The organism is Psychroflexus curvus (assembly GCF_020164585.1).
GTDB lineage: Bacteria > Bacteroidota > Bacteroidia > Flavobacteriales > Flavobacteriaceae > Psychroflexus > Psychroflexus curvus.
The window spans coordinates 269462-294774 of the sequence record NZ_JAIQZF010000002.1 but is presented as its reverse complement, the minus strand read 5'-3'; the positions used below and the strand labels follow the sequence as shown (position 1 = coordinate 294774).

The 25313-nt window shown below is 33.5% G+C and carries 19 protein-coding genes; 14 read left to right on the top strand and 5 right to left on the bottom strand.

Annotated elements, in window-relative coordinates; genetic code table 11:
• Positions 1–37 precede the first annotated feature (37 nt).
• The 4 genes from LB450_RS03555 to LB450_RS03540 all read right to left on the bottom strand — a co-directional run bounded on the left by LB450_RS03555 (position 38) and on the right by LB450_RS03540 (position 5329).
• On the bottom strand, positions 38–2635 hold the full coding sequence (locus LB450_RS03555; protein ID WP_224486481.1) for a T9SS-dependent M36 family metallopeptidase: 2598 nt from the start codon (positions 2633–2635) through the stop codon (positions 38–40).
• 130 nt (positions 2636–2765) lie between these two features.
• Positions 2766–3350 (bottom strand): DUF3332 domain-containing protein, encoded by a 585-nt coding sequence (locus tag LB450_RS03550; RefSeq protein ID WP_224486480.1) that lies wholly within the window; start codon positions 3348–3350, stop codon positions 2766–2768.
• A 78-nt stretch (positions 3351–3428) separates the two neighbouring features.
• Positions 3429–4694 carry a BaiN/RdsA family NAD(P)/FAD-dependent oxidoreductase gene (locus tag LB450_RS03545; protein ID WP_224486479.1) on the bottom strand — a complete coding sequence of 422 codons (1266 nt, stop codon included), beginning with the start codon at positions 4692–4694 and terminating at the stop codon, positions 3429–3431.
• A gap of 38 nt (positions 4695–4732) precedes the next feature.
• Positions 4733–5329, bottom strand: a complete 597-nt coding sequence (locus tag LB450_RS03540; protein WP_224486478.1) for an N-acetylmuramoyl-L-alanine amidase family protein — start codon at positions 5327–5329, stop codon at positions 4733–4735.
• A 645-nt stretch (positions 5330–5974) separates the two neighbouring features.
• Here LB450_RS03540 and LB450_RS03535 point away from each other — a divergent pair.
• From LB450_RS03535 to LB450_RS03510, 6 genes are all read left to right on the top strand, one after another.
• The gene (locus LB450_RS03535) at positions 5975–7042 is read left to right on the top strand and encodes a hypothetical protein (protein ID WP_224486477.1); all 1068 of its coding nucleotides are present in this window, start codon (positions 5975–5977) and stop codon (positions 7040–7042) included.
• Complete coding sequence (locus tag LB450_RS03530; RefSeq protein ID WP_224486476.1) at positions 7039–8472, top strand: glycosyltransferase family 2 protein; 1434 nt, start codon at positions 7039–7041, stop codon at positions 8470–8472. The genes LB450_RS03535 and LB450_RS03530 overlap by 4 nt, the downstream gene beginning before the upstream one ends.
• 6 nt (positions 8473–8478) lie before the next feature.
• Positions 8479–9750: a YaiO family outer membrane beta-barrel protein gene (locus LB450_RS03525; protein ID WP_224486475.1), complete on the top strand. Its 1272-nt coding sequence runs from the start codon at positions 8479–8481 to the stop codon at positions 9748–9750.
• Between the two features lie 27 nt (positions 9751–9777).
• Positions 9778–11949: a DUF4838 domain-containing protein gene (locus tag LB450_RS03520; protein ID WP_224486474.1), complete on the top strand. Its 2172-nt coding sequence runs from the start codon at positions 9778–9780 to the stop codon at positions 11947–11949.
• Positions 11950–11951: 2 nt separating this feature from the next.
• A complete protein-coding gene (locus LB450_RS03515; RefSeq protein WP_224486473.1) occupies positions 11952–12314 on the top strand; it encodes a response regulator transcription factor in 363 nt (120 codons plus the stop codon).
• 1165 nt (positions 12315–13479) lie between these two features.
• Entirely contained in the window at positions 13480–14781 is a 1302-nt protein-coding gene (locus LB450_RS03510; protein WP_224486472.1) for a tyrosine-type recombinase/integrase, read from the top strand.
• On the opposite strand, the gene LB450_RS03505 is transcribed toward LB450_RS03510, so the two are convergent.
• Positions 14782–15072, bottom strand: a complete 291-nt coding sequence (locus LB450_RS03505; protein ID WP_224486471.1) for a hypothetical protein — start codon at positions 15070–15072, stop codon at positions 14782–14784.
• A gap of 313 nt (positions 15073–15385) precedes the next feature.
• On the opposite strand from LB450_RS03505, the gene LB450_RS03500 reads away from it, so the two are divergent.
• The 8 genes from LB450_RS03500 (at position 15386) to LB450_RS03465 (ending at position 25207) form a co-directional block, all read left to right on the top strand.
• Entirely contained in the window at positions 15386–16573 is a 1188-nt protein-coding gene (locus LB450_RS03500; protein ID WP_224486470.1) for a hypothetical protein, read from the top strand.
• Positions 16574–16961: 388 nt separating this feature from the next.
• On the top strand, positions 16962–19655 hold the full coding sequence (locus LB450_RS03495) for a class I SAM-dependent DNA methyltransferase (RefSeq protein WP_224486469.1): 2694 nt from the start codon (positions 16962–16964) through the stop codon (positions 19653–19655).
• Positions 19656–19916: 261 nt separating this feature from the next.
• A complete protein-coding gene (locus tag LB450_RS03490) occupies positions 19917–20162 on the top strand; it encodes a hypothetical protein (protein WP_224486468.1) in 246 nt (81 codons plus the stop codon).
• A gap of 3 nt (positions 20163–20165) precedes the next feature.
• Positions 20166–20597 carry a protein-export chaperone SecB gene (locus tag LB450_RS03485; RefSeq protein WP_224486467.1) on the top strand — a complete coding sequence of 144 codons (432 nt, stop codon included), beginning with the start codon at positions 20166–20168 and terminating at the stop codon, positions 20595–20597.
• Position 20598: 1 nt separating this feature from the next.
• Complete coding sequence (locus LB450_RS03480; protein WP_224486466.1) at positions 20599–21168, top strand: hypothetical protein; 570 nt, start codon at positions 20599–20601, stop codon at positions 21166–21168.
• A gap of 246 nt (positions 21169–21414) precedes the next feature.
• On the top strand, positions 21415–23385 hold the full coding sequence (locus LB450_RS03475) for a DEAD/DEAH box helicase (RefSeq protein WP_224486465.1): 1971 nt from the start codon (positions 21415–21417) through the stop codon (positions 23383–23385).
• On the top strand, positions 23378–24574 hold the full coding sequence (locus LB450_RS03470) for a GIY-YIG nuclease family protein (RefSeq protein WP_224486464.1): 1197 nt from the start codon (positions 23378–23380) through the stop codon (positions 24572–24574). Before LB450_RS03475 ends, LB450_RS03470 begins: the two co-directional genes overlap by 8 nt.
• A gap of 63 nt (positions 24575–24637) precedes the next feature.
• A complete protein-coding gene (locus LB450_RS03465; protein WP_224486463.1) occupies positions 24638–25207 on the top strand; it encodes a hypothetical protein in 570 nt (189 codons plus the stop codon).
• Positions 25208–25313 lie beyond the last annotated feature (106 nt).

Below are 25313 nucleotides of genomic sequence, written 5' to 3'. Positions count from 1 at the left end.
GCTGACTTTAGTCTTTTACAGTGATTGAAAATTTAGTTTACTTAATAATTAATTTTTTGGTGTACATCTTGCTTTCAGACTCTACAACAACAATATACATTCCGGGAGATAAAGCTTGAAGGTTTACTTTTTGATTGTGATCAGAAACTTCAGAAATGACCAGTCTTCCATTCATATCATAAATATCAACTGTAACATTTGAAAGATCTGTGTTTGCTAAATTCAATCTAAAGCTTTCTCTGGCTGGGTTTGGAGAGATTCCAAAACTATCGAATCCAAAACCATCACTGGATAAAGAACAGCTCAACTCACTGCCTGGCGGGAGATTAAAAGCTTCCACCTGGTCTTCTCTGTTATCTGTATCGCCTTGTTTAGCACTCCAACCCAGACCTCGATTTGCAAACACTTCCCAAATCAAACACTGGTTTGCTCCATCATTGGCAAGCCTGTCTGCTTCTAATATAGCATCACGCCCATCGATGAAGCCAGGTTTACAAGGCTGTAATTTCATCCCGTCTATGACCAATTGCATATTGATATTATTTCCTCCTGTTCCAGTATAAAGATTGGAATCAAATCCATACCGATCTATAAGTGCCCAATTTAGATCCCAAAGCATCGTCGCCCATACAAAACCAATCCCATGAGGTTCGCTTAAATCAGGATTGTTGGTCAGAGCATAGGTTGCAGGGTTAATATCTGTATCTGTAGAATATCGAAACGGTCTTATACCACTCCCCTCAATTGGTTGAGATATAGCAAACGTCCCAATACCTCTACCTTGAGTTGCTAAATCCTCTTTAGAAATCGTCATCATAAGGCTTACCCAGTCGCTCCAGCCTTCACCCATCTGTTCTACATTGGTTAAGCAATCGGCCGCAGAAGCACCACCAGTTAGGCGAGTGGATATACCATGAGCATATTCATGAGCAATAATACCATTATCGAAATCTCCATCGACCTCATAAGGGCCGTTATTGACCAATGTGCCAGAAACTATTTCATCATTTTGAAGAGCCTGAATTATGGCTTCACCATCAGCCTGACTTACCATGATAGAAGGTATAGTAATACCGGTATCTTCACCTCCCATAATAATTGGCTCACCCCCAACATTATTGACCATAATCACAGCTATAGCACCAGCCGCCTCGGCTTTTTCAATTTTACTTACGAATGTACATGAACCTCTCCTTATTAAAACCACTTTTTCATTCAGTTCTCCTGCATTGATTAGGTCCTCACAAGCATCAAATGGATCTGTAGCTGAATCACCATCCTGAGCCAGAGCAAACTCAACTGAAACAGGTCCTAATGGAAGTGAAGGTCCAAAAGTAGCAGCAACACCATCATAAGCACCTGCCAGAGTTTCCGGAATGTCTATGGATAAAGGCTCCTCCAATGGGCCGGAAGGAGACCACAAAAACATCTGCATACGTGGAGGAAAACCGTCTGGAGGTGTCGCAAAATTAGCATTGTTAAGACCATTACCATCCTGAGCCTCGGCTCTCACATAATCATTGTCCTCACCTTTTCCAGTGTAATTGGTTTGTTGAAAATTACCAGAGGATTCATCGAATCCGTAATGACCCCACATGTCATGAACAATATTATTCCAATAGAATAAATTAGTGATTGCTGCTGCCTGATTCAATTGAGGTGGTTGATTAAAGTCTAAAGTGAAATCAAAATTTAAGGCTTTCCCCCCATCAGGTGAATAACCAGCAATATTCTCGTTTGCTATGTCCTCATAAGCAAAGACATTATTTCCCTTGGTAATTGTAAATTCAGCTCCATCGACTCCATCGGTATCATGCCATCCGAAAGGGGAGTACTTAGCATCTTCCGGGCTTAAGACAATTTGTCTTGGTCCATGATTTGGTGACTCTATGGGATAAGGAAACACATTGTACATAGCGCCTTCAATAGCTGCAGAAGCTTTTTCTGAAAGTGTTTCTGGTGTATAAGGGATTCTTAGTTTTCTATTGGTTAAAGTTGAATGATCAAAATTACAGTTTAAAATCCAGTCATTTTTCTCCAAAATTCTTCCATTGAGGGCATCTACCCTCAAGCTCCACCAATGAGATCCGTCTATAAGATGGACAGACATATCCCAGGCCAAATTCAAAATACCATCTTTAGATTTATGGTATACCAACTTCACCGGAATATCTTCAGCAGAGATTCCAGATGTTGAAAGAACCAGATTGTTTTTAGAATTAGATTTTAAAACAGAAATTTGCGTTGGTTTTTCAATTCCCAACTGTGTTGTAACTGCATTAAGGGCTTCTTGAGGAGATAAAGATGGATTTTGTGTAGTGATTTTGGAGTTTAGATCAGATTCAAAATCATAACTGGCATACATTACCTCATTATTTTTGATGGCAAAATTTCCGATAGCATTGAAAATAGGAATACCTTGATAAGCCTGTTGAACATAAACATGATTCAGGCTGGTACTTTTAGAGAAATGTATGGAACTGACATTAATATCTGAAAAATCATCAGAAGACATTTTTTTTTGTACTTGTTCCTGTGCTAAGTAAGTTTTTATAAGCTTGATTTCTGTTTGTGCACTCACAGATGAATATGTTCCGAGTACAAACAAAAACACTAGAAGTGATTTTGATTTCATATTATTTTTTATCAAATACGACAGAAAACTACCTAAAAATAACCTAGGATTGAAACTAACAAATGTTAATATTCAAAAAACCGCTTCATATCAATTAAGCGGTTTTATAATCAGAATTCAGCAATTTAATTTATTTAGCATCTGCCCACATAGAGGTTTCATAATCTGCAACCTTACCTTTAAGAATGGCTATATTTTGTTCTTTTGAGGCCATCGGATCCATCTGTATAGCTTCTCCTGCGGGAGTATAAACCATGTAGAACCCATCTTCCATCGAGGCTAATTTCTTTAGTTCACCATTCTCATCAATAGCGTTCCAGGTTTTGTTTTCTGGTGTATAGACCATCTCCAGAATTTCACCTTTGTTTTCACCCGAAAGTACTTCAATAGCAAAATGATTTTTTGTAGCCGTCATTTTTACATCCTGCCCTTCTATTGTAGCGTATTGAGTATCTTTCTCACCTTCTGCCATAGCTATGGGATTGTTTCCGGTCCAAAACTCCATGACATTAAATAATAAAACATCACCTGTTATAAAAAGTCCATAAACAGGGACAATATTTAAGGCCCAAAAAATTAAATTGTCTAAAAATTTGTTGCTTGTCACTCCATCGTTCCAGTCTCTTAATGAATTGAAAGCACTGAAGGAACCCAGGCAACTCGTACTTAATAAAGTCATTGATAAAGCTCCGCAAATAAAGATTTTCTTTTTCATTGTGTTAGGATTTTAAATTAATATAATCAATTTAACAGAAATAAAAGTCGCAGCTGTAATCTAAACAGAAGTTTAACATTACAAAGTCCCGCTCACATGCTTTGCACATATGTAAGCACTTGTCCATGCACTTTGAAAATTGAAGCCCCCAGTCACAGCATCAATGTCAAGAACTTCCCCTGCAAAAAATAAATTACTGCGCACTTTACTCTGAAAAGTTTTGAAATCAATTTCCTTGAGATTGACACCTCCTGCAGTGACAAATTCATCTTTGAAGGTGCTCTTACCATTTACATGAAATTCACCAGCGCAGAGTTCCTCAGCTAAGGATTGAATTTGTGGTTTACTGATATTAGACCAATTCAATTGCTGATCTATATCAATATGCTCTAAAAGGCTTTGCCAGAATCGCTTGGGCAGGCCTTCTATTGGATTGGAATAAAGAAATTGCTTGGGTTGGGTAGTTTTCAATTCTTCAAAAAGAGTTTTCAAAGACTCTATATTATGGCTGGGAAGCCAGTTCACTCTCAATTGAAATTGATGATTTAATTCCTGAAAAATTCTAGCCCCCCAAGCCGAAAGCTTCAAAATACAAGGGCCACTTAGTCCCCAATGGGTGATCAAAAGCGGACCAGATGAGTGAAGGCTTTGCAGCTTTTGCTTAGACACGCCTCTGTCCTTGGTAGTAAAGACTTCAACTTCTGCATCCAGGCTTATTCCAGAGAGGTTTTCTATCCGTTTATCTTTCACATTAAATGTAAATAATGAAGGAACTGGCTCAATAATATCATGACCGAGAGATTCTATAAGTCGCCACATTTTTGGACTGCTACCGGAGGCTATAATCACCCTTTTGGCTATTGCATGAACCTCCTTACCCTTAAGCTCCCAGGAATAATCCTGCCCTTCCAATTTCTTGATTTTATCTATACCTGCATTGGTTTTCACCACAACACCTAGTCTTTTGGCTTCATTTTCAAAACAGTCAATGATGGTTTGCGAAGAATCTGATACTGGAAACACACGTTGATCATCTTCGATTTTCAGTTCTATTCCGCGTTCTTCGAGCCAACTAAACATATCTCCCGTCATAAATTTATGGAAAGGTCCTAAAAGTTCTTTATACCCTCTGGGGTAATTATTTGCTAAAGCTGTAGGATCAAATTCGGCATGAGTGACATTGCAACGCCCACCACCAGAAATTTTTACTTTGCTTAAAACCTGCTTGCTTTTTTCCAGAATAAGCACGCTTACTGCTGAATTTGATGCAGCAAGATTTATGCCTGCAAAAAAGCCTGCTGCTCCTCCACCAATAATAACTACATCTGTTTCCATTACTTCCATAATGCAAAAGTAATGGAATACATGCTATTGCTGTTGAATTAGTCTAAAGAAGAAACAATTTGTTGAGCCAGAAATTTCTGACCAAATTCTGAATTGAGGTACTTCATGTCTTCAGCATTGGATAAGAATCCAAGTTCGATAGTAACTGCTGGACAATTGAGATTTTTTAAAAGAAAAAAGTTAGCGGATTGTAACGCTGATGTTTTGAAGTATTTACGCTTAAAAGATTCCAGTATTTTGGTACCGAAATAGGAAGATTCCATGGTAAAGTCATTTTCAGCGACAAAAACTTCTACTCCATTTCTCTCTCTGTTTTTTGAATAATTAGCATGAAGAGAGATTACTAGATCCGGGGAAAGGGATTGAATTTTGTCCACCCTGTCCTGAAGCGACATAAATTCATCTCCAGTTCTCAATAAAATGATTTCTATATTTTTATCAGTACAAAGTTCTTTGAGTTGAGAAGATACATCTGCAACAATTTGTTTTTCTAAAATAGAATTGCTTTGTGCACCAGTGTCTGAGCCCCCATGCCCGGCATCAATAACCACTTTGATTTTGGTTGGATTGGTAGGGTCTGCCGTTGCAAAATTAAATCCCACACACAAAACGACTAAAAAGCAAAAAAACTTCATGTACTACAATTATTAGAAATTTCAATGTAAGAATATTCTTCGTAAAATTAAGGTTTCTTTGTGAAAAAATATCCTTACATGTGATTTTTAACAAAGAATCCTTATAATAATATCTAAGTAAATCAACATATGTTCTCATCATTATCTTAAAACTTATCTCGAATAAGAGCAGCACATAAGTAGTTGTAAAGGATTGGTCGTAGGAGTAACAAAAAAAGTAAAAGGATTAAATTATAAGCAGTACTAAAAGATATACCGACAGTTACAACAGTATTTGTTTACACATTTAGGTATTCACAATAAAAACGCTCTTGAAATTTAGATATAAACAGACTTATTTATACAATTAAAAAATGATAGCCATATTAGAGCATAGAGAATTCCGGTAATTTACAATAACCAATATTAATTCCTTTAGGTATATTGAAAATCAGTCGATTCACATTATTAACCTCGCTATATTATTAAAAATTAAGCTCAAAAATTACAATAGCCACCACTCGGCGTTACTATTGTTGGTTGAAAATAATTTGCTTATTGATAATTAATATTAACTATAAGTTGTAAATTGAATAAAAAGTTAAAACTTTGTAGCGATTTTGCACAATTAATTGAATATATTAGCAATTTTTATAAAGTTACTCTATGAAAAAAAATGTTTTTATTGAGACCTTTATTATACCTTACTTCATACCTATACTGCTTACTCTCTTTTTGAGTGTGATTGTTTTGTTATTCATTAATAGATTCACCATAACGATGAGAAACATTCAAAATAAAAAAGATAAAAGAAAAATTAATGCTTTTCTACCTAAGGTTATTTTTGGAGAGTTCTCAGAAGTTGGATTAAATCTGGAAATAGAAAAATTGAAAGATGAGGTTTCTTACAATAGCTATTGGTTTAAAGAATTGCTGATTAGTTCTCTTATTGAGTTCAAAATTAATTTAAAAGGCATAGAAAATAATAGTTTCCATACGATTTACGAAGCTTTTGCTTTGAATGAACACAGCTGTCGTTTTTTAAAATTTCCAATGATTTATTTCAAAAAAAAAGGAATCTACCAATTAGAAATCTTGGATTACAAACCTGCTATCAATCATATTCGAAAATATATATACCATGATAATCAAAAATTGAGTGCAAATGCATTGATGGCTTATATCATATTGTCGGAGAAAGATTTTTCATATTTGGTTAATTTAGATTATGAATTCGCATTCGCTGAAGAAATAGAAATACTCGGTATCTGTAAAACGCGAAAACTTAAACGCCCAAAATTACTCAAACATTTCTTACTTTCTGAAAATGATTTTATTGTGAGAGTTGGTCTCCATCTGGCGGTTTATTATAACGCCTCAGATTTGGAATCTGAAATTACAGACTGTATATATCATGAAAACACTTTGGTAAGAAAATTGGCCTACTTAGCTTTAGGCGATTTGTTTCTCTTTGAAAAAGCAGATGAAATAATTATGCGTTATACTGAGGAAACAGAAGCTAATCAAACTTTAATTATCGTAACCCTTAGTAAAATAGGCAATAATAAACATCTGGATTTTCTAAAGAGTCTTTTATTGGAAAACTCTGGAAATGAACTTGAAATTGGAAGAGCAGTCAAATCTATTGATCCGGCGTTTATGTCTTATTTGGCATTCAACAATCAGAACATAAAAAACATAAAGAAACACATTGACGAACCCCTCCTTAAATGATAGACTATTTCTCTGATTTTGTAACCTGGTTTGAATACTTTATTCTGGTATTCATGCTCATTTACCTATCATTTTATTTGGTGTTGGCAATTTATTCATATTTGGCAATCAATAAAAATCTTAGAGTTAAATACGATTTGACCAATAATAAGATGCTCAAGTCCAACCAGGTGCTTGGCGTTTCTGTGATAGCACCTGCGTTCAACGAAAGCGCTAACATCGTTTATAATGTGAAGTCTTTACTGTCCCTGCTTTATCCTAAGTTTGAAGTCGTTATTGTAAACGATGGCAGCAAAGATGATACTCTGGAAAAACTCATCACACATTTTGAGTTAAAAAAAGTAGATTTTTATTACGAAGAAAAAGTCAAAACCAATACTGTTCGCGGACATTATAAATCTACAAATCCTATTTATGACAAACTTTTGGTTGTAGATAAAATAAACGCTGGTTCTAAAGCAGATGCTTCAAATGCGGGGGTAAACTCGTGTAAATATCCCATTTTTTTATGTACCGATGTAGATTGCATTTTAAAAAAAGACGCCATTATAAAGCTTGTTTATCCCTTCATGAGCGAAAAAAACCGTGTCATTGCTACTGGCGCAGGAATCCGAATTTCCAACAGCTGTATCGTAAAAGAAGGGCTCTTAAAAGAAGTAAGGTTTCCTAGAGAAATGTTTCCAAGATTTCAAGAGCTGGAATATGTGCGTTCGTTTTTGTTTGGTAGAATGGCATGGAGCCGAATGAATGGTCTCCTTCTGGTTTCTGGCGGACTGGGTATGTTTGAGAAAAAAGCATTCTTTGAAGTGGGTGGTTACTGGCATGATTCGCTTGGAGAAGACTTAGATCTTGTTATAAGATTGCGAAAATTGATGCACGAACAAAAGGAAAAGTTCTCGATTAGATATTTTGCTGAATCGCTCTGCTGGACAGAAGTCCCAGCTTCTGCAAAAATACTAATAAGGCAACGCTCTAGATGGTCAAGAGGTTTGATCCAATCCTTAAAAATTCACCGGAAAGTTTTTTTCAACCCTAAATATGGGATAACTGGCATGTTGGTCTTTCCTTATTTTGTTTTTTTTGAATTTTTTGTGCCAATCCTAGAACTTTTAGGTCTAATTATAATTATCATTTCTTTAATTTTTCTAGATATTAACCTTTATTTCCTGTTATACTCTACACTAGCCATTTTTCTTTTCTTCCAGAGCATCACTTTAATTTCTATTTTAATAGATGAGTTTTTATTTAAAAATTACAATAACTTAAAGGAAATTTTAATTTTAATAAGCATTTCTATGGTAGAACCTATTGTATATCATCCCATAAATACTTTTGCTTATTTAAAAGGGTATTGGCTGTTTATTAGTAAAAAAGAACTTAAATGGGGCGAAATGACGCGTAAAGGTTTTAACACAAACCATCAAATTTAAAATAGTATGAAAAACATATTCAATCTTAAAATTTTCTGGTTGGTTTTTGTTGCTGTAATATGCCAGAACAATATCATAGGTCAAGAAATCAATGTCGATTCTCTTTTATATGAAACTATTGATTTATTAAAAGAAAAAGAATACGAACAAGTCAAAATCAATGCGCAGAAAGCATTGAAGATTGCCCCTGATTATCTCGACTACAATTTAGTGTTGGGCAGAGCACAGGAAATGACAGGCGAAATTGACAAAGCTCGCAAAAATTATGAACATGTCATCAATCAAAATAAAAACTACGAAGCCGCCTTTTCATATTTGTTCAATTTAGAATTCCAGGCTGAAAATTACCAAAAAGCAAAAGAGGTTAGTGAAGCAGCAATAAAGCATCATCCAGATGAAGACAGTTTTTATTTTAAAAAACTTTCCACATTTCAGCCTCTGGAAGATTTACAAGGCGAATACACGTTCATAAAAGAAATTCAACCAAGATTTCCTGATAACAATGATTTAGATAGGCGCTTAGTAGATCTAGAACTCCGTTTTGATTATGATATCGCTGGGATTACTTACAGTCTTACGAATTTCGACAGAGAAAACGTAGGGCCCTGGCATTTATCGGGCTTTCAGTACATTCGACAAAGAAAATGGGGATCGCTTATAGCTCAGGTAAATTATGCAGATCGACAATCTGCTGTAGGAAGCAATAGTACTGGCTTACAATATGAATTAAAATCTTATTATTTCACAGGCAAGAAAAGCTATAGCTATATTGGCGGCTCTTATAGTGAAGATCAAGTATTTCCAACTTGGCGATTTAGATTTTCTCATTTTGTATATTTTAATAAAGGATGGGGAGCAGATATTGGTGGGCGATATACTCAAACCTTTGACGACCGTCAATTTTACACAGCCGCACTCGGGCTTAATAAATATGCAGGTTCTTTCTGGATTTATTTGAGGTCATATTTCATGACCGAAAATAGGGATACATATTATCCAGCTTTTACGCTAACAACACGTTATTATTTAGACAGCAGATTTGATTATATCTCTATGAATTTAGGATACGGAAATTCGCCAGATGAACGCTCTACTTTAGGACAATTTCAAAGTCGAGTATCTACTGAATCTTATCGAGTCAATTTGGGATATTTCAGAATGATAAACCAAAAGTATTTGGTTGGTATTCAAGGAGGATACAATAACCAAGAATTTTTACCAGATCGTTTTCAAAATGAATACGATTTATTTTTAAGTTTTCAATATAAGTTCAACTAAATGCAGGCACGAAATTTTTTACTGTTTATGATGTTAAATGTGACATTGACTTTAAGTTCACAAACTATTTCTATTTACAATTCTAACGAATTTCAAGTCAGCTTACATCACACAAAAACTACGAAACAAACTTCAGAAGATCTAACCCATTATCTGACAGAAGTCTTAGGTAAAACCATTGAAGTGTCTTCAGAGGAAAAAAAACATCAAATTCTGCTAAGCATCAATACCAAAACATTAAACGAAATCACTTTTGAAATTTATTCTGATGAAGACAATATCAGGATAAGCGGAGGTAGCCAAAAAGCTTTACAACGCGGCATAGCCTTTTTCCTGGAAAAAATAGGAATTACAAAAATTACCGAAAAAGACTGGTTTTTGAAATCAAAAGAGCACCGTAGTTTCCCTAGCCAATTTTACAAAAAATCTGAACCTGATTTTGACTACCGCTATTTATACTATCCTGGAAATTGGGATGAAAAATTCAGGAACTGGTATCAATTAGATCAGATTGATAGAGATTTTGGTGTTTGGGGGCATAGTTTTTATAAACTGATGCCGCCAAAAGCTTATTATGAAGATCAACCAGAACTTTTTGCTTTATATGAAGGTAAAAGAAATCCAGGTTCTATTTGCTACACAAACAAGAAGACCAAAGCAATCTTCAAAACCGAACTAGGAAACATTATTCAACAAAATCCAAATGCTGAATTCTTTTCGGTAAGTCAGAACGATGATACCATCTATTGTCAATGCCACGAATGTGAACAATTAAATCAAAAGCATGGCCAGAAGCGTGGTGCCCATTATGTTTTCATAAACGAGTTGGCAAAACAGTTCCCCGCAAACAAGCTAATGACTTTGGCCTATCTACACACCGCTAAGCCTCCAAAAGACTTACATCTTGTGCACAATCTTTACACTATGTATTGTCCAATCAGTTTAAATCGTGGCAGAAGCTTTGCAGAAGACCCAAGAAGTGCCCGTATGAGGTCAATTCTAAAAAAATGGAAAGAGACAACAGAAAATCTTTTTTTCTGGGATTATACGGTACAGTTTACAGATTATTTTTCAGCTTTCCCTAATATCCACACGTTTCAGAAAAACTATGATTATCTTAAATCTGCCGGAGTAAAGGGCGTGTTTAGTCAGGGTTCTGCAGACATTCCTTCTCATTTTTATGAATTAAGACAATATTTACTCGCCAATTTGATGCTGAATACTGAGATGAATCTGGACGAAGAAATCAAAAATTTTATAGACATGTATTATGGCAAAGCAGGGGAATATGTCTTGACATATTATAAACTGCTCACATCAAATCAAATTGATTCACATTCCTATTTGAATATTTATGATAACCCGGTCGAGCAAATTGAGACTTTTCTAAGTCCTGAAAGGATGGCTGAATACAATCAAATTATTTTGAAGGCTGAAGCTGCTGTTAGCAATGATCCGGTAATGAGTAATCGAGTAAAGGATTTACGTTTCTCTCTGGAATATACCTTTTTTCAGCAATCAAAATATTTTGGAAAAGATCGACACGGTATGTTTGTCAAAAAGTCTTCTGAAGAAGGCTACAAAATTCAACCAAACCTAACCAAGAGGGTAGAAGATTTTAAAAATTACTTGAATAATAAAGGCGTTTACGAAATAGCTGAAATGGGTTTGAGTCCCGATGCATATTTCCAAAACTGGACAGAAATAGCCAGCTATGCCAATATAGGTCCGAGTGCTAAAGAAGCAGAAATCAGGCTATTGACCTCACCCAGCAAGTCTTATAATAAAAAAGGGGCTTACGGCTTAACCGATGGAGTTCGAGGGTATAAGGATTTTAATATTAACTGGCTAGGATGGTATGGCAATGATGCGGAAATTCAGATTGTTATAGAAAAAACACCTTTAAAGAACATCAGAATAAACTTTTTAGAAGATCAAAGACATTGGATTTTCACGCCTAAAGAGGTCACGCTTTTTGGCGTAAAAGATGATCAAAAAATAAAAATAGATACCATAAATTTCCCCCAGCCTATTGAAAATTATAAAATTAAAATTATTTCGAAAACCTTTAATGATCAGGATTTAAATAATTTTAGTAAATTTATACTAGTAATCACCAATCGAAAAAACTTACCTTCCTGGAGAAAACGAAAAAATAAACAAGCGATGTTTATGATTGACGAAATAGAAATCTACTAGTAATGAAGTCTAAAGTTTTAGTGGTTGAGGATGACGAATTAACCTTAAGAATAATTGATTTCGTCCTCAAAAAAAATAATTTTGAAATTGTAATATCTAAAGATGGTGCCGATGCTATCAAACGCTTTGATAAAATAAAGCCACGTTTAGTCATTACAGATATTATGTTGCCTTTTAAATCTGGACTTGAAGTTGTACAACACATCAAAACTAATTCTCCACAGACTCCTGTAGTTATTTTGTCCTCTCTGGGTGAAGAAGAAACTACCATAGAAAAAGCCTTTGAGTTTGGAGTAGATGATTTTATCAGTAAACCCTTTTCCCCTAATGAGTTGGTTTTACGCATCAAGCGTCTATTAAAGTGAGTTTGGGTGGTTTTAGACAAGACTTTTTTATTGAAAAGCTATCGGAGAGTAACTCAGATCTAATTTATTTAAAAAAAACCTCTCAGATGAGAAACTCTTTTAAAGTACGGGTACTTCAACAAAAGCTCAGTATAAACTCTAAGACTCTTTTAATAAAAAAACCAGCAATCTCAAAAGATTGCTGGTTTTAAAAGTACGGGCGGAGTTCCGATAGCTATCGGAACGAACTCTCACACCTTGCGGCACTAGATCCTAAGTCTAGCGTGTCTACCAATTCCCCGCCCGTACCGAAAAGGCACGTTCGGGCGGGCACCACGCCCTCAACATTTACTGGCGAATTCAGAAAACCTCCTCACAAATCCTGAAACTTCAGGAAGGTATTCAGAGAACACTTACACGTTTATTTTCAAAATCAAAAAAACCAGCAATCTTTTTAAACAAAAAAAAGAGCCTCTCAAATGAGAAGCTCTTTAAAAGTACGGCGGGAGTTCCGATAGCCATCGGAACGAACTCTCACACCTTGCGGCACTAGATCCTAAGTCTAGCGTGTCTACCAATTCCCCGCCCGTACCGAAAAGGCACGTTCGGGTGGGCACCACGCCCTCAACATTTACTGGCGAATCCAAAAAACCTCCTCACAAATCCTGAAACTTCAGGAAGGTATTCAGAGAACACTTACACCTTTATTTTCAAAATCAAAAAAAAAGAGCCTCTCAAATGAGAAGCTCTTTCAAAGTACGGGCAGGAGTTCCGATAGCTATCGGAACGAACTCTCACACCTTGCGGCACTAGATCCTAAGTCTAGCGTGTCTACCAATTCCCCGCCCGTACCGAAAAGGTACGTTCGGGCGGGCACCACGCCCTCCACATTTACTGGCGAATTCAAAAAACCTCCTCACAAATCCTGAAACTTCAGGAAGGTATTCAGAGAACACTTACACCTTTATTTTCAAAATCAAAAAAAAAGAGCCTCTCAAATGAGAAGCTCTTTCAAAGTACGGGCGGAGAAAGTAAAACTCTAATTTTAAACGAAACAAAATGATACAAAACATACCCGAAAACATTGTGTTTATAGTATATCGTTGACTTTCATGTTTCAATAAATTTCATCCAAATTCATTTGAAACTCTAAAATTGGGGGTATATTTGGGGGAAATTATTCAAAATGGCATCAGGTAAGTTTATAATAAAAGATAGTAAAAAGGAATTTTCAACCATATACTATCGATTTAAACAAGGCGCCAAATTCGATTGTAGTTTGTCAACAAAAATTCAAGTTCCTAAAGATAGGTGGAGCAAAACCAAAGAGGAAATTCTTAAGACAAAAAAAGTCGATTACAAGCTACTTAATGAAAAGCTACGCAACCTTGACACTCACGTAAAAAAAGAATTTGAGAATGCTAAACTAGAAGCAGCAATAGTTGACAGCAAATGGCTCAAACGCAAATTAGCTTTTATCTTAAATCATGAAGATAATGAATACCAAGAGAATGAAAAGCTTTACCTCACTAATTTTATTGATAAATATATAGAAGATTCTAAGACTAGAAAAACAAGAGATGGAAAGAGTATCAAAGAGAAGACTAGACAACATTATCGCTCAACTAAGAATAAAATTATTGACTTCGAGAAATACAAAGGGCAAAGAGTGCTTTTGAAAAAAATCGATTTATCATTTCACAGTGATTTTATAATCTTTTTAGAGACTGAGCATATGCTCGGCAACAAAACAATTGGTGGTTATATTGATGACATAAAGTTGTTTTGTAGAAATGCAAAAAGACAAGACATATCTGTTCATAAAGATGTAGAAAGTAGAGATTTTTTTTCACCAGATAATGATACTGTTGACACCTATCTGAATGATGATGAAATAAATAAGATTTACAACCAAAACTTAAAACATGACCACTTGAAAAATGCTCGAGACTGGTTTATAATTGGTTTACGGACTGGTTTAAGAGTTTCAGATTTATTAAAACTAAAAAAGAAAAACATAGATGATGGCTTTATAAATTGGAAAACTAAAAAGACAGATTTTCCAGTAATAATTCCAATCCATCCACAAGTCGAGGAGATTTTAAAAAGCAGGGATGGGGATTTCCCTAGAGAAATATCTGACCAAAAATTCAATGATTACATTAAAAAAGTTTCAAAAAAAGCAGGGATTGATGAAATTATTGAGGGAGCAAAAAGGGTTATGGTCGAAAAGAAAAATGATAAAGGAGAGGTTGTTGATATTTTATCACGTAAGAGAAAAGATAAGTATCCAAAGTATGAGTTAATTTCTTCACATATCTGTCGTAGATCCTTTGCTACCAACCTCTACGGTAAGATTGACTCGCTCACAATAATGAAAATTACTGGACACAAAACTGAAACGGAATTTTTGAAATATATTAAAATAACACCACGTGAGTATGCAGAAAAATTAAAACAGTTTTGGAATAGAACAACAATAAAATAATCATTTGAAATGCTTGTCTAAATCTTCTCTAAAATAGTAATCTCTTCTTCCCTCTTCAAAATTTTTGGGGACTAGTTTATTTTCTTTTTTAAGATTGTACAATCTGGTCGACCCTATTTTGTATTCATCAATCACTTCCTGTCTGGTAAGCATTTCTTTCCTTGAAGTAGGCTGTAATTTAACTTCTTGCATTTTTTCAATAAACACACCTAACTCGTCTACTATTACCTCACGAATCATTTCTCTAAACTCATCCTCGGTTAATCCAAAACCTGTAAATCCTTTACTCATATCAATAATTTTATGTTATTGATTGTTATATCAGAATAATTAGATAAGTTTATTTTTTTAAAAAAATTAGCCGACTCTAAAAGCTTCAAGTACCTAAATCACTCACTATAATACACTTCTATTAAGTGATTAAATAATATTTACTACATATAACAATTACCTAGTAAATTTCAATTAAAGGTTTATAATACCTTAATTCTTATCAGAATCAAATCATTTAGATAAACAAATTTCAACCCTCATAGCTTTTTCATTAAAAAAACATACGACGAGCGGATAGCATTTTAATATATAATAAAAACAACGCTCAAAAATGGAAAATGTAATAATAGATAAGCTAAGACTGACCCTGAGATTTGAAGACTCTTTAATAAATTTTAAAATTCAACTTGACAAATATGACAAGAGCCTTAAACTTACTAAAAGTACTCAAATAGATAACAATTATAGTGAGAACCTTTTGCTCATGTACGGTAGTAAAGAGATTGCAAAATTTGACTACAGCTTTAAACGGAGAGATAAAGTAAGTCATATAAGATTCAATAAATATAGCTTATACTATCACCAGGATGAAATAATGCAGGTCTTCAAATTCCTAATCTCATTAGACTTTGAAGTCCAACCCAGTAAAATGGAAATTGCAAGAGATTTTGTGGGTTCAACCATTTTTAATTCTGTTTTGAGTCATATCCAAAATAGTAAAATCGTTCAGCCTACAAATCACCACGTTTATATGGGAGATGAGATTTACAGAGAAAATATGTACACCCCTAATAATCACGAGAGTTTCTATTTTAGGAATATTGATAAAAATAAACGTGATTTAGTTCTAAGACTTGAAGATAAAAAGAAGGCGATTGAAGACTCTAAAGACTTTTATATTTTAAATTATCTAAAAAAACAAGGCTTAGATACTTCCAGAGATATATTTAGATTTGAACTTGTTTTTAATAATTTAGACTCTTTTCGTGGTAGCCGTAATCTTGTTTATTTCTCAAAATTTGATATGACAAAGCCTACAATTACAAAATACTATCTAAATAAATGTAAGCGTAAAGTCAAGGAATTTGATTCAATTAAAGACATATTTAATTTTTCAAATCAGAAAATTGAAATGTATCGAGAAATAGAAAATGAATATACAATTAAAGGTAAGTCTTACCATGAGATTAATGTTGACCTACTAAAATTATTTGACAAGGATTATCTTCTTGCGCTTTTTCAGCTTAAATCAAAAGATTTGATTTTTAATATTTTCGACATTATTCCTGAAAAACATACAAAATCGTTTATAAAACCTAATAAAATCGAGAAACCCAATGGCTTTATCCAAAAAAAATCTAGCACTAAATATTACAGTGTTGATGAAAAGCTTCTACTTTTGATTAAGGAAAAATTCAAAATTGATGACCTTGAAGCTCAAAAGATTTTGAATTCTATTGAAACTATTGCTAACAACCCCAATCAAGGCAATAGAGGTGATTTGTTTGATTCTATATAGTAGTACATGGGCAGTGAGTATTTTTCAAATTTGCGTTGTTATCACCTGTCCATAACTGCTATTTTATACAAAGCTTAAATAAAATATCAATGTTATCAAATAAGTTAGTTACTCAATTTTAAACACTTTATAGATGATTTTTTAGACTTCAAGTTAAGCAGATTAATTTTATAAAAAGTAAAGAATTGTCCTTCAGCGTATATACAAGCATTGGTATATTAATACTAATCTGATTGAAATTATCTGGATTTCAAATAATTATTTTGAGGTGAAAATTTCCATTTATTTTTAAAACTATGATGATTTCTGATTAAAGTATTTACTTTTATAACATCTAAATGGAAGTTTAGTATTGCCCTTGGACTAAACTAACTATGAATTATATAGTATGACCTCAACCGAAATTCACGATAAAGTACAAGAACTCGTTAACAACTTCAATACACAACGTTTTATATACGACTTATTACGTGCCTACGGCATTTCCAAAACTTCCATTACCCGACTTCAAAAAGGCGATTTCAACCTAGCCAAAAATAAAGATGAAATCCTCTACAAAAAGAAACTCTTTTTTAAAGAAGTAGATAGCGATAACTTAATGGCATTGGTAGACGATTATAGCAAAGATGAAAACCTAAAACACAACCCACGTTTTATCATCATTACCAACTACAATGAGATTGCCGCTAAGGATACTCGCACCAACAAAAACCTGCAGGTTAGCATAAAAGACTTACCTAAAAATCATACGTTTTTCTTACCCTGGGCAGGACAAGAAGTTTATACCGCCAGTAACGAAAATGAAGCCGACAGAAAAGCTTCCTACCGTATGGCAAAGTTGTATGATATTTTAATTGAAGAAAACCCTGAAATACTAGAAAACGGCGTAGGAGAACTTAACCTATTTTTCTCTCGATTGTTATTTTGCTTTTTCGCAGAAGATACAGATATCTTCCCCATAAAGGGCATGTTTACCAATAACTTGATGCAACACACCCAAAAAGATGGGAGCGATGTACACTTGTATTTAGACAAACTTTTTAAAGCCTTAAACACCAAAGACAATAGCAAGCAGGCAAGTTACATCAGCCAATTTCCTTATGTCAATGGCGGTTTATTTCAGGATGTTATCAGCATTCCAAAATTCAATAAACAAGCTAGGAATATACTAGAAGAAAGCGGGGAGTTAGATTGGAGCCACATCAACCCCGATATTTTTGGGTCCATGATTCAAGCAGTTGTCAATCCCGACCAACGGGGAAATTTAGGAATGCACTACACTTCTGTACCCAATATCATGAAGGTGATAAAACCTTTGTTTTTAGATGATTTATATGAAGAATTAGAAAAAGCCAAAGGCAACTCTAAGAAACTACGGAAACTATTAGACCGCATTAGCAAACTCAAAATATTTGACCCTGCTTGTGGCAGTGGTAATTTCCTGATTATTGCTTACAAAGAATTACGCAAACTAGAAATTGAAATCTGGCAAGCTTTATTAGATACCGAAAACCAACAAAGCTTTATTTATTCCAACATTCAGCTTACCCAGTTTTATGGTATAGAGATAGACGACTTTGCCCACGAAATCGCTAAACTTTCACTTTGGCTCGCCGAACACCAAATGAACAAGTATTTTGAAAACCAACTCGAACTCGGCAAGTCCAACCCTATTTTACCTTTAAAAGCTTCGGGAAACATTACCCTCGCCAACGCTACTCGTGTCGATTGGGAAAAAGTTTGCCCTAAACATAAAGACGATGAAATTTATTTGTTAGGAAATCCGCCTTATTTAGGTTATAAAGGATGGGAAAAAGAACAAAAAGAAGATATGTCGTCTGTTTTTAAAGGTTTAGGTAATGTAAAGAGATTAGATTACATAAGTTGTTGGTTTAAAAAAGGTGCTGATTATATAAAAAACTCTAACTCGAGGACTTCTTTTGTGTCAACTAATTCAATATGCCAAGGAGAACAGGTGTCTTTATTGTGGCCGTATATTTTTAATAATGAAATTGAAATTGGGTTTGCTCATACTACATTTAATTGGTCAAATAATGCAAAATCAAACGCAGGTGTTTCTGTTGTTATTATAGGTTTACAAAATAAATCAAATGGTAATAAAAAAATATATAACATAGGTACTTTAAGTGAAGTTGATAATATAAACCCCTATCTTACTGGAGCCCCCACCATATTTATTGAGAAAAGGAACGACCCAATTTCATCTTTTCCTAAAATGGCATTAGGGAGTAGCGGTATTGATGGTGGTCACCTTGTATTAACATTATCTGATAAAATGGATCTTGAAAAGAAAGATGAAAAGTCATCAAAATTTATCAAACCATATTTAGGAGGTAATGATTTTTTAAACGGTTACGAAAGGTATTGTTTATGGATAAATGATGATGAAATTGAAGAAGCTAAATCAATTGAAAAAATTAAAGATAGAATAGATAAGTGCTATCAGTATCGTATAAATGGTGGACGAGATGCTAAAAAAGCTTCATCAGTACCACATAGATTTTTTTACAGAAAATATGAAGAGGGAGTAGCGTTAGCTTTACCATTCACAAGTTCTCTAAGAAGAGAATATTTACCTGTAGATTTTTTAAGAAAAGAAACAGTTGCAAGTAATGGGCTTTTAACAATATATGATGCCGATATTTACATATTTGGTATACTCATAAGTAAATTACACATTTTGTGGGCTAAAGCTATTTCAGGTAGAATGAGAAATGATATAAGATATTCTGTCAATATGGTTTACAACACTTTCCCTTTCCCAGAAATCAGCAGAGTCAAAAAAGCCAATATAGAAGAAAATGTATATGCGGTGTTAGAAGAGCGAGAAAAGCATCCCGAAAAAACCATGGCAGAGCTGTACGACCCCGATAAAATGCCCAAAGGTTTACGCCAAGCCCATAAAGACCTAGACGAAGCCGTAGAGCGTTGTTACCGCTTACAACCTTTTGAGAACGATACTCAACGGTTAGAGTATTTATTTAAAGAATATGAAAAGATGGTAGCTAAGGATACTTTGTTTCAAAAACTGAAAAGGACTAGGAAGAAGAAAGTGAATTAGTACAAAGGGACACCAATGTCCTTCTGTGAAATAATAATAAATGATGTAAAAATGGATTTAAGCAAGCTTAGAAACACATTAAGCAAGGTTTCTCAAAAGGATATATGCAATTGAATTACAATATTTTGCATATATTAGGCAAGATATAAAAACGAATTAAGCAAGGTTTATTCTTACCTATTAAATAATATTTAAATCTTTTGCTAAACTAGCTTTATATGCTACATTTGCATACTGAGTTAAGCTCAAAAATAAATTACAATGGAAACTATACTTGAAAGATTGAAGATGTATTTTGAAAATACATCGCCGGAGCAAGTAAAGGATGATTGGGAAAAAACTAAAAAGTACGACAAAGTTGAAAGCCCAAATGTTGAAACCTTTATTGAAGTATCCAAACAGTTAATAGATGTTGGTATATTACAAAATAATTTACCCCCCGAAGATTTGATTAATAACTTTGAAAATCCGAACTTTAGTTCGGATTTTTTTTTATCTAAAACTTAAAGTATGGAAAACACAAAAAGAGCAAGCTTCTCAATTGAAAAATATAACTTCAACCAGGTTCATATCGATATGAATCATCGTACTAGTGATAATTTGTTTGTAGATTTTAATCCTAGTGGTGAGTTTATAGAAAATGAAAAAAAATATACGTTACATTTTATCTTTTCAGCTTTTTCTTCAAAAGAAAAAGATACAGCACCTTTTGTGCAAGTTAAATGTGTGGGTGTTTTTAAATTTGAAGACGTTAATAATATTGATGATGTTCCTGAATTTTTCTATAGAAACAGTATTGCTATTTTATTCCCATACATGCGAGCCTATGTAAGTATGGTTACAAACCAGGCTAACGTACCGCAAATTATGCTGCCTACCTTAAATCTATCAGCATTAGAAAAGCCGCTTAAAGATAATACGAAAGTAATCAAAGAGCAGTAGTTTGAAAAATACCAAAATTTATCAAACCTTAAAAGACAAAGAAAACCCAGATGAAGTAGAAAGCGACGGCCCTTTCCCTTGTAATTGGAAAAATTCATGGCTCGGTGATGGTTATTACTTTTGGGATTCTTTTATAGAGAATGCGCATTGGTGGGGAGAATCACATTGTGGTAATTCTTATATTATATGCGAAGCAATTATAGATTTGAATGATGATAATTGTTTTGATTTAGTTGGAAATACTAAGCACTTGAAAGATTTTGGAGATAGTATAGATTACATGAAAGAAAAAGGTATACTTACTACTCAAACTACTGTAAGTAGAGTAATTCGATTTATGAAATCTAAAAATATATTTCCCGAGTATAGTGTTATAAGAGCCTACGGTATAAACTCAAAGTCAAAGAATTTTCAACCAAATTATAGAATTATTTTTGAACCAGATAAACCATTTCATTATTTATCATATAAGCCAGAAATTCAAATCTGTGTATTAGAATTTAATAATATAAACTTTAGAAATTATAAAATCGTTTATCCGGATGAGTATATCGACGGTTACGCAGTTTAATTATAAAAATAGAAACTAGAGTAGCTTACACGAAGATATTTCATGTTAAACTTACTATTCAAAAAATAATACATTACATTATTATAGATATATAGTAAGTTTAACTAAAACCTAATTTAGATATTTTTCTTAGTTATTTCTTCATATAAAAACACAAATAAGTGACTAATAAACAGATATTTAAAAATAAATTGTTAGTTAACCTATACATTTTTTTAGTTATACTTTCTCAATAAAAACAAACCAATGCCAGATTTAGTAAACGTAACCTATAAACAAACAGGTAAAAGCAAAAAGACAAACGAAATGGGTATGCGTGAAATGCAGGAGAGAGCTTATGAAGCTCGCTCTGCTCAATACTTGTTAATTAAAGCACCACCTGCTTCGGGTAAATCCAGAGCGTTGATGTTTATAGGTCTAGATAAGTTACGTAATCAAGACTTGAAGAAAGTAATTGTAGCTGTTCCTGAACGTTCTATTGGTAGTTCGTTTGCGCCAACCGAATTGAAAAAGTTTGGCTTTTTTGAAGATTGGAATCCCAGTCCTAAATATAATTTATGTACGCCTGGAAGTGATAAATCAAAGGTAGATGCCTTCATTAAGTTTATGAAAAACAATGAAGAAATATTAATTTGTACACATGCTACACTTCGCTTCGCTTTTGATGCCATAGACGAAAAGGAATTAAATGGTACTGTAATAGCTATCGATGAATTTCATCACGTATCCGCAGAAGGAACCAATAGATTAGGTAGTGTGTTAAGTTCTATAATGGCAAAATCAACCGCTCATATCGTAGCTATGACTGGCTCATATTTTAGAGGTGATAGTGTACCTATTTTATTACCCGAAGTAGAGGCTAAATTTATAAAAGTAAAGTACGATTACTATGAACAATTGAATGGTTATGAATACCTAAAATCATTAGGTATTGGATATCATTTTTACCAGCGAAAATACACTACGGCAATACATGAAGTTTTAGATGAAAATAAAAAAACCATCATTCATATTCCCAGTGTTAATTCAGGTGAATCTACCAAGAAAAAAAATGAAGAAGTAAGTGCAATTATAGAAACTATTGGCGAATTAGATTATCAAGACCCTGAAACAGGTGTCTTATATGTTAAGTCTAATAAAACAGGTAAGCATATAAAAATAGCCGATTTAGTCTATGATGACCAAAAAGCAAGAGATAAGATTCAAAACTATTTGAGAAATATCAACTCAGCAGATGATATTGATATGATTATTGCTTTGGGTATGGCAAAAGAAGGCTTTGACTGGCCTTATTGTGAACAAGCATTAACAGTGGGTTATAGGGGTTCACTAACCGAAATTATTCAGATTATTGGTCGAGCAACAAGAGATAGTGAAAACAAAAAACATGCTCAATTCACAAATCTGATTGCCCAACCAGATGCACAAGATGATGAGGTAAAAATTTCGGTGAACAATATGCTGAAGGCTATTACAGCTTCACTTTTAATGGAACAAGTTTTAGCACCCAATTTTAAGTTTAAGGCTAAATACTCAGAAGATGATGAAAATGAATACGAGGAAGGAAACTCATCAACAAATCAAGTAAATGAAGAAGAAAACACAATCCATATAAGGGGGTTTAAAGAACCCTCAACAGCCAAAGTAGAACAAATCATAGAATCAGATTTAAATGATTTGAAAGCGAAGATTTTACAAGATAACGATATGATTAAGGCTATGCCGAGTGATAGCATCGAACCAGAAGTCATTAATCAGGTTTTAATTCCTAAAATAATTAGAGAAACCTATCCTGAGCTGTCTGATGATGAAGTAGAAGAAGTGAGACAACACATCGTTACAGATTCAGTAATAAAAAATGGTACAATAGAAGAACAGGGTAATAGAAAGTTTATTAAAATGGCAGATACCTTTGTCAATATAGACGATATTAATATTGATTTAATAGACAGCATCAATCCATTTCAGAAAGCCTTTGAAATATTATCTAAATCAGTTACTACAAAAGTGTTAAGAACCATTCAGGAAACCATAGATGCTTCAAGAATTCAAATAACCGAAGAAGAAGCTGTAATTTTGTGGCCTAAAATTAAAGCATGGGTACAAAAAACAGGTAAAAATCCAGACATAAAATCCTTAGACCCAAAGGAAAAAAGAATGGCAGAAGCCATTATCTTTATCAAAGAATTAAAACGCAAACGAAATCAAAATGCCTAACAAAAAACTAAGCATAGACGATATTTTTGAAGATGATGATTTAGGGATTTTAGATGATAGAAGCACAAAATCACAAGCAAAAACAGCAGATACACGTTTAATAGAATCTTTTGAAGAAGTCAATAATTTTATCGATGAACACAATCGTGAACCAGAACAAGGAAATGGTATAACTGAAATGCGTCTTTATTTAAGATTAAAAGGCTTTCGTCATAATGACAAAAAGAAATTTGCTTTAAAGGATGCAGATAGGCATAATGTTTTATTTGAACCTAAAAAACCTGAATCCATAGATGATATTTTAAATGATGATTTCGATATTTTAGGAGAAGAAGATGTTGATGAGAGTATATTTGAATTTAAGCACACCCCAAAAGAACGAAAAGATTCTGATTTTATATCTCAACGCAAACCGATGTCTGATAGAGAATTTGAGCCTTACGATAAGCTATTTAAGAAAATACATAAAGAAATAAAACTAGGATTAAGAGACTTAAAACCATTCAAGAATGTTGAAAAAAATCTAGTTGAAGGTAAATTTTACATACTAGACGGTGTTTTATTGTATTTAGAAGTTGGTGATATTTCAGATGCAAAAAGAGAATTAGGCAATAGAATCAGAAAGGATGTCCGTACAAGAACAATCTTTGATAATGGCACCTACAGCAATATGTTATATCGTTCCTTGGGTAAACAACTATACAATAATGGTCGTATAGTAACTGATTTAGAAAAAGACAGTGAAGAAGAATTGTTTACAAATGCAGACCAATTAGAAAGCGAGGACCAAGAAACAGGTTGGATTTATGTTTTGAAATCAAAATCAGATAATTCAGAAATCAGTAAGATAAAAAACCTTCATAAGATAGGGTTTTCAACAGTTCCAGTTCAGAAAAGACTTGTAAACGCAAACAAAGAAGCTACTTATCTAAACGCAGATGTTGAGCTTATAGCAAGTTTCAAATGTGTAAATGTAAACACACAAAAATTTGAAAACTTAATACATCGGTTCTTTAAACACGCTCAACTTCAAATAGACATTTACGACAAAAACAAAAATAGAGTAACACCAAGAGAATGGTTTGTAGTACCCTATGATATAATCGAAAGAGCAATAGGTCTATTTATATCAGGTGAAATTGTAAATTATAATTATGACTTTGAAAACGAAAGAATATCAAGCAATTGAAGTAATAAATTTTTTACTATGAAATGATTTAAATAACACATCCTACTATACTTTAAAAACATTATGTCTAAGAATGTATATCCAACTAATTTTAAAGAATCCGATATAAAGTATTTTTACGGATTTAGTCATGATACACCTCTAATTGCGAAGTTTATTGAAGTTGAATCTAATGATAGGTATTTGAGGGAGATAAATATCTATACTGAAAGTGCCACACCTGATTCTGAATTCGAATTAATATTGCAAGAACCCGATAAAGATGGGCAACCTGGGAATCTATTCTTTGACGGAGAAATTAAAGGGATAGCAAATAAAGGTAGGTGTAATACTAAAATTGACATTTCAAATTTGAAATTAAAGTTCCCTGAAAATGGATTATTTATAGTTTTTCAGTGGCTTGTGGTGGAAGTTAATAAGTCCGAATTCAATTACCATAAAGGAAAAGACACAGAGAAAAGGTATATTTATGACACCATTGAACCGTCGGTAGGTGCGTATCCAACAGATGAGAACTCTGGGTGGATTTTTGGAAATCATGGTTGGGAAAAAGTAAAGAAAATTGAATTAAAAATACTGTCTAAGTATACCGATAAATTTGCTGTGCCAGCGATTAGGCTTGTTTTAAGCTAACTTCTCTTAATCCTCAACTAGATTTATCTAGATTCAATAGGCTTCAAATCAGTAAATAAGTAAAAAAGGGGTGATAATTGGGGGAAAAATATTAAATTAAAAAACC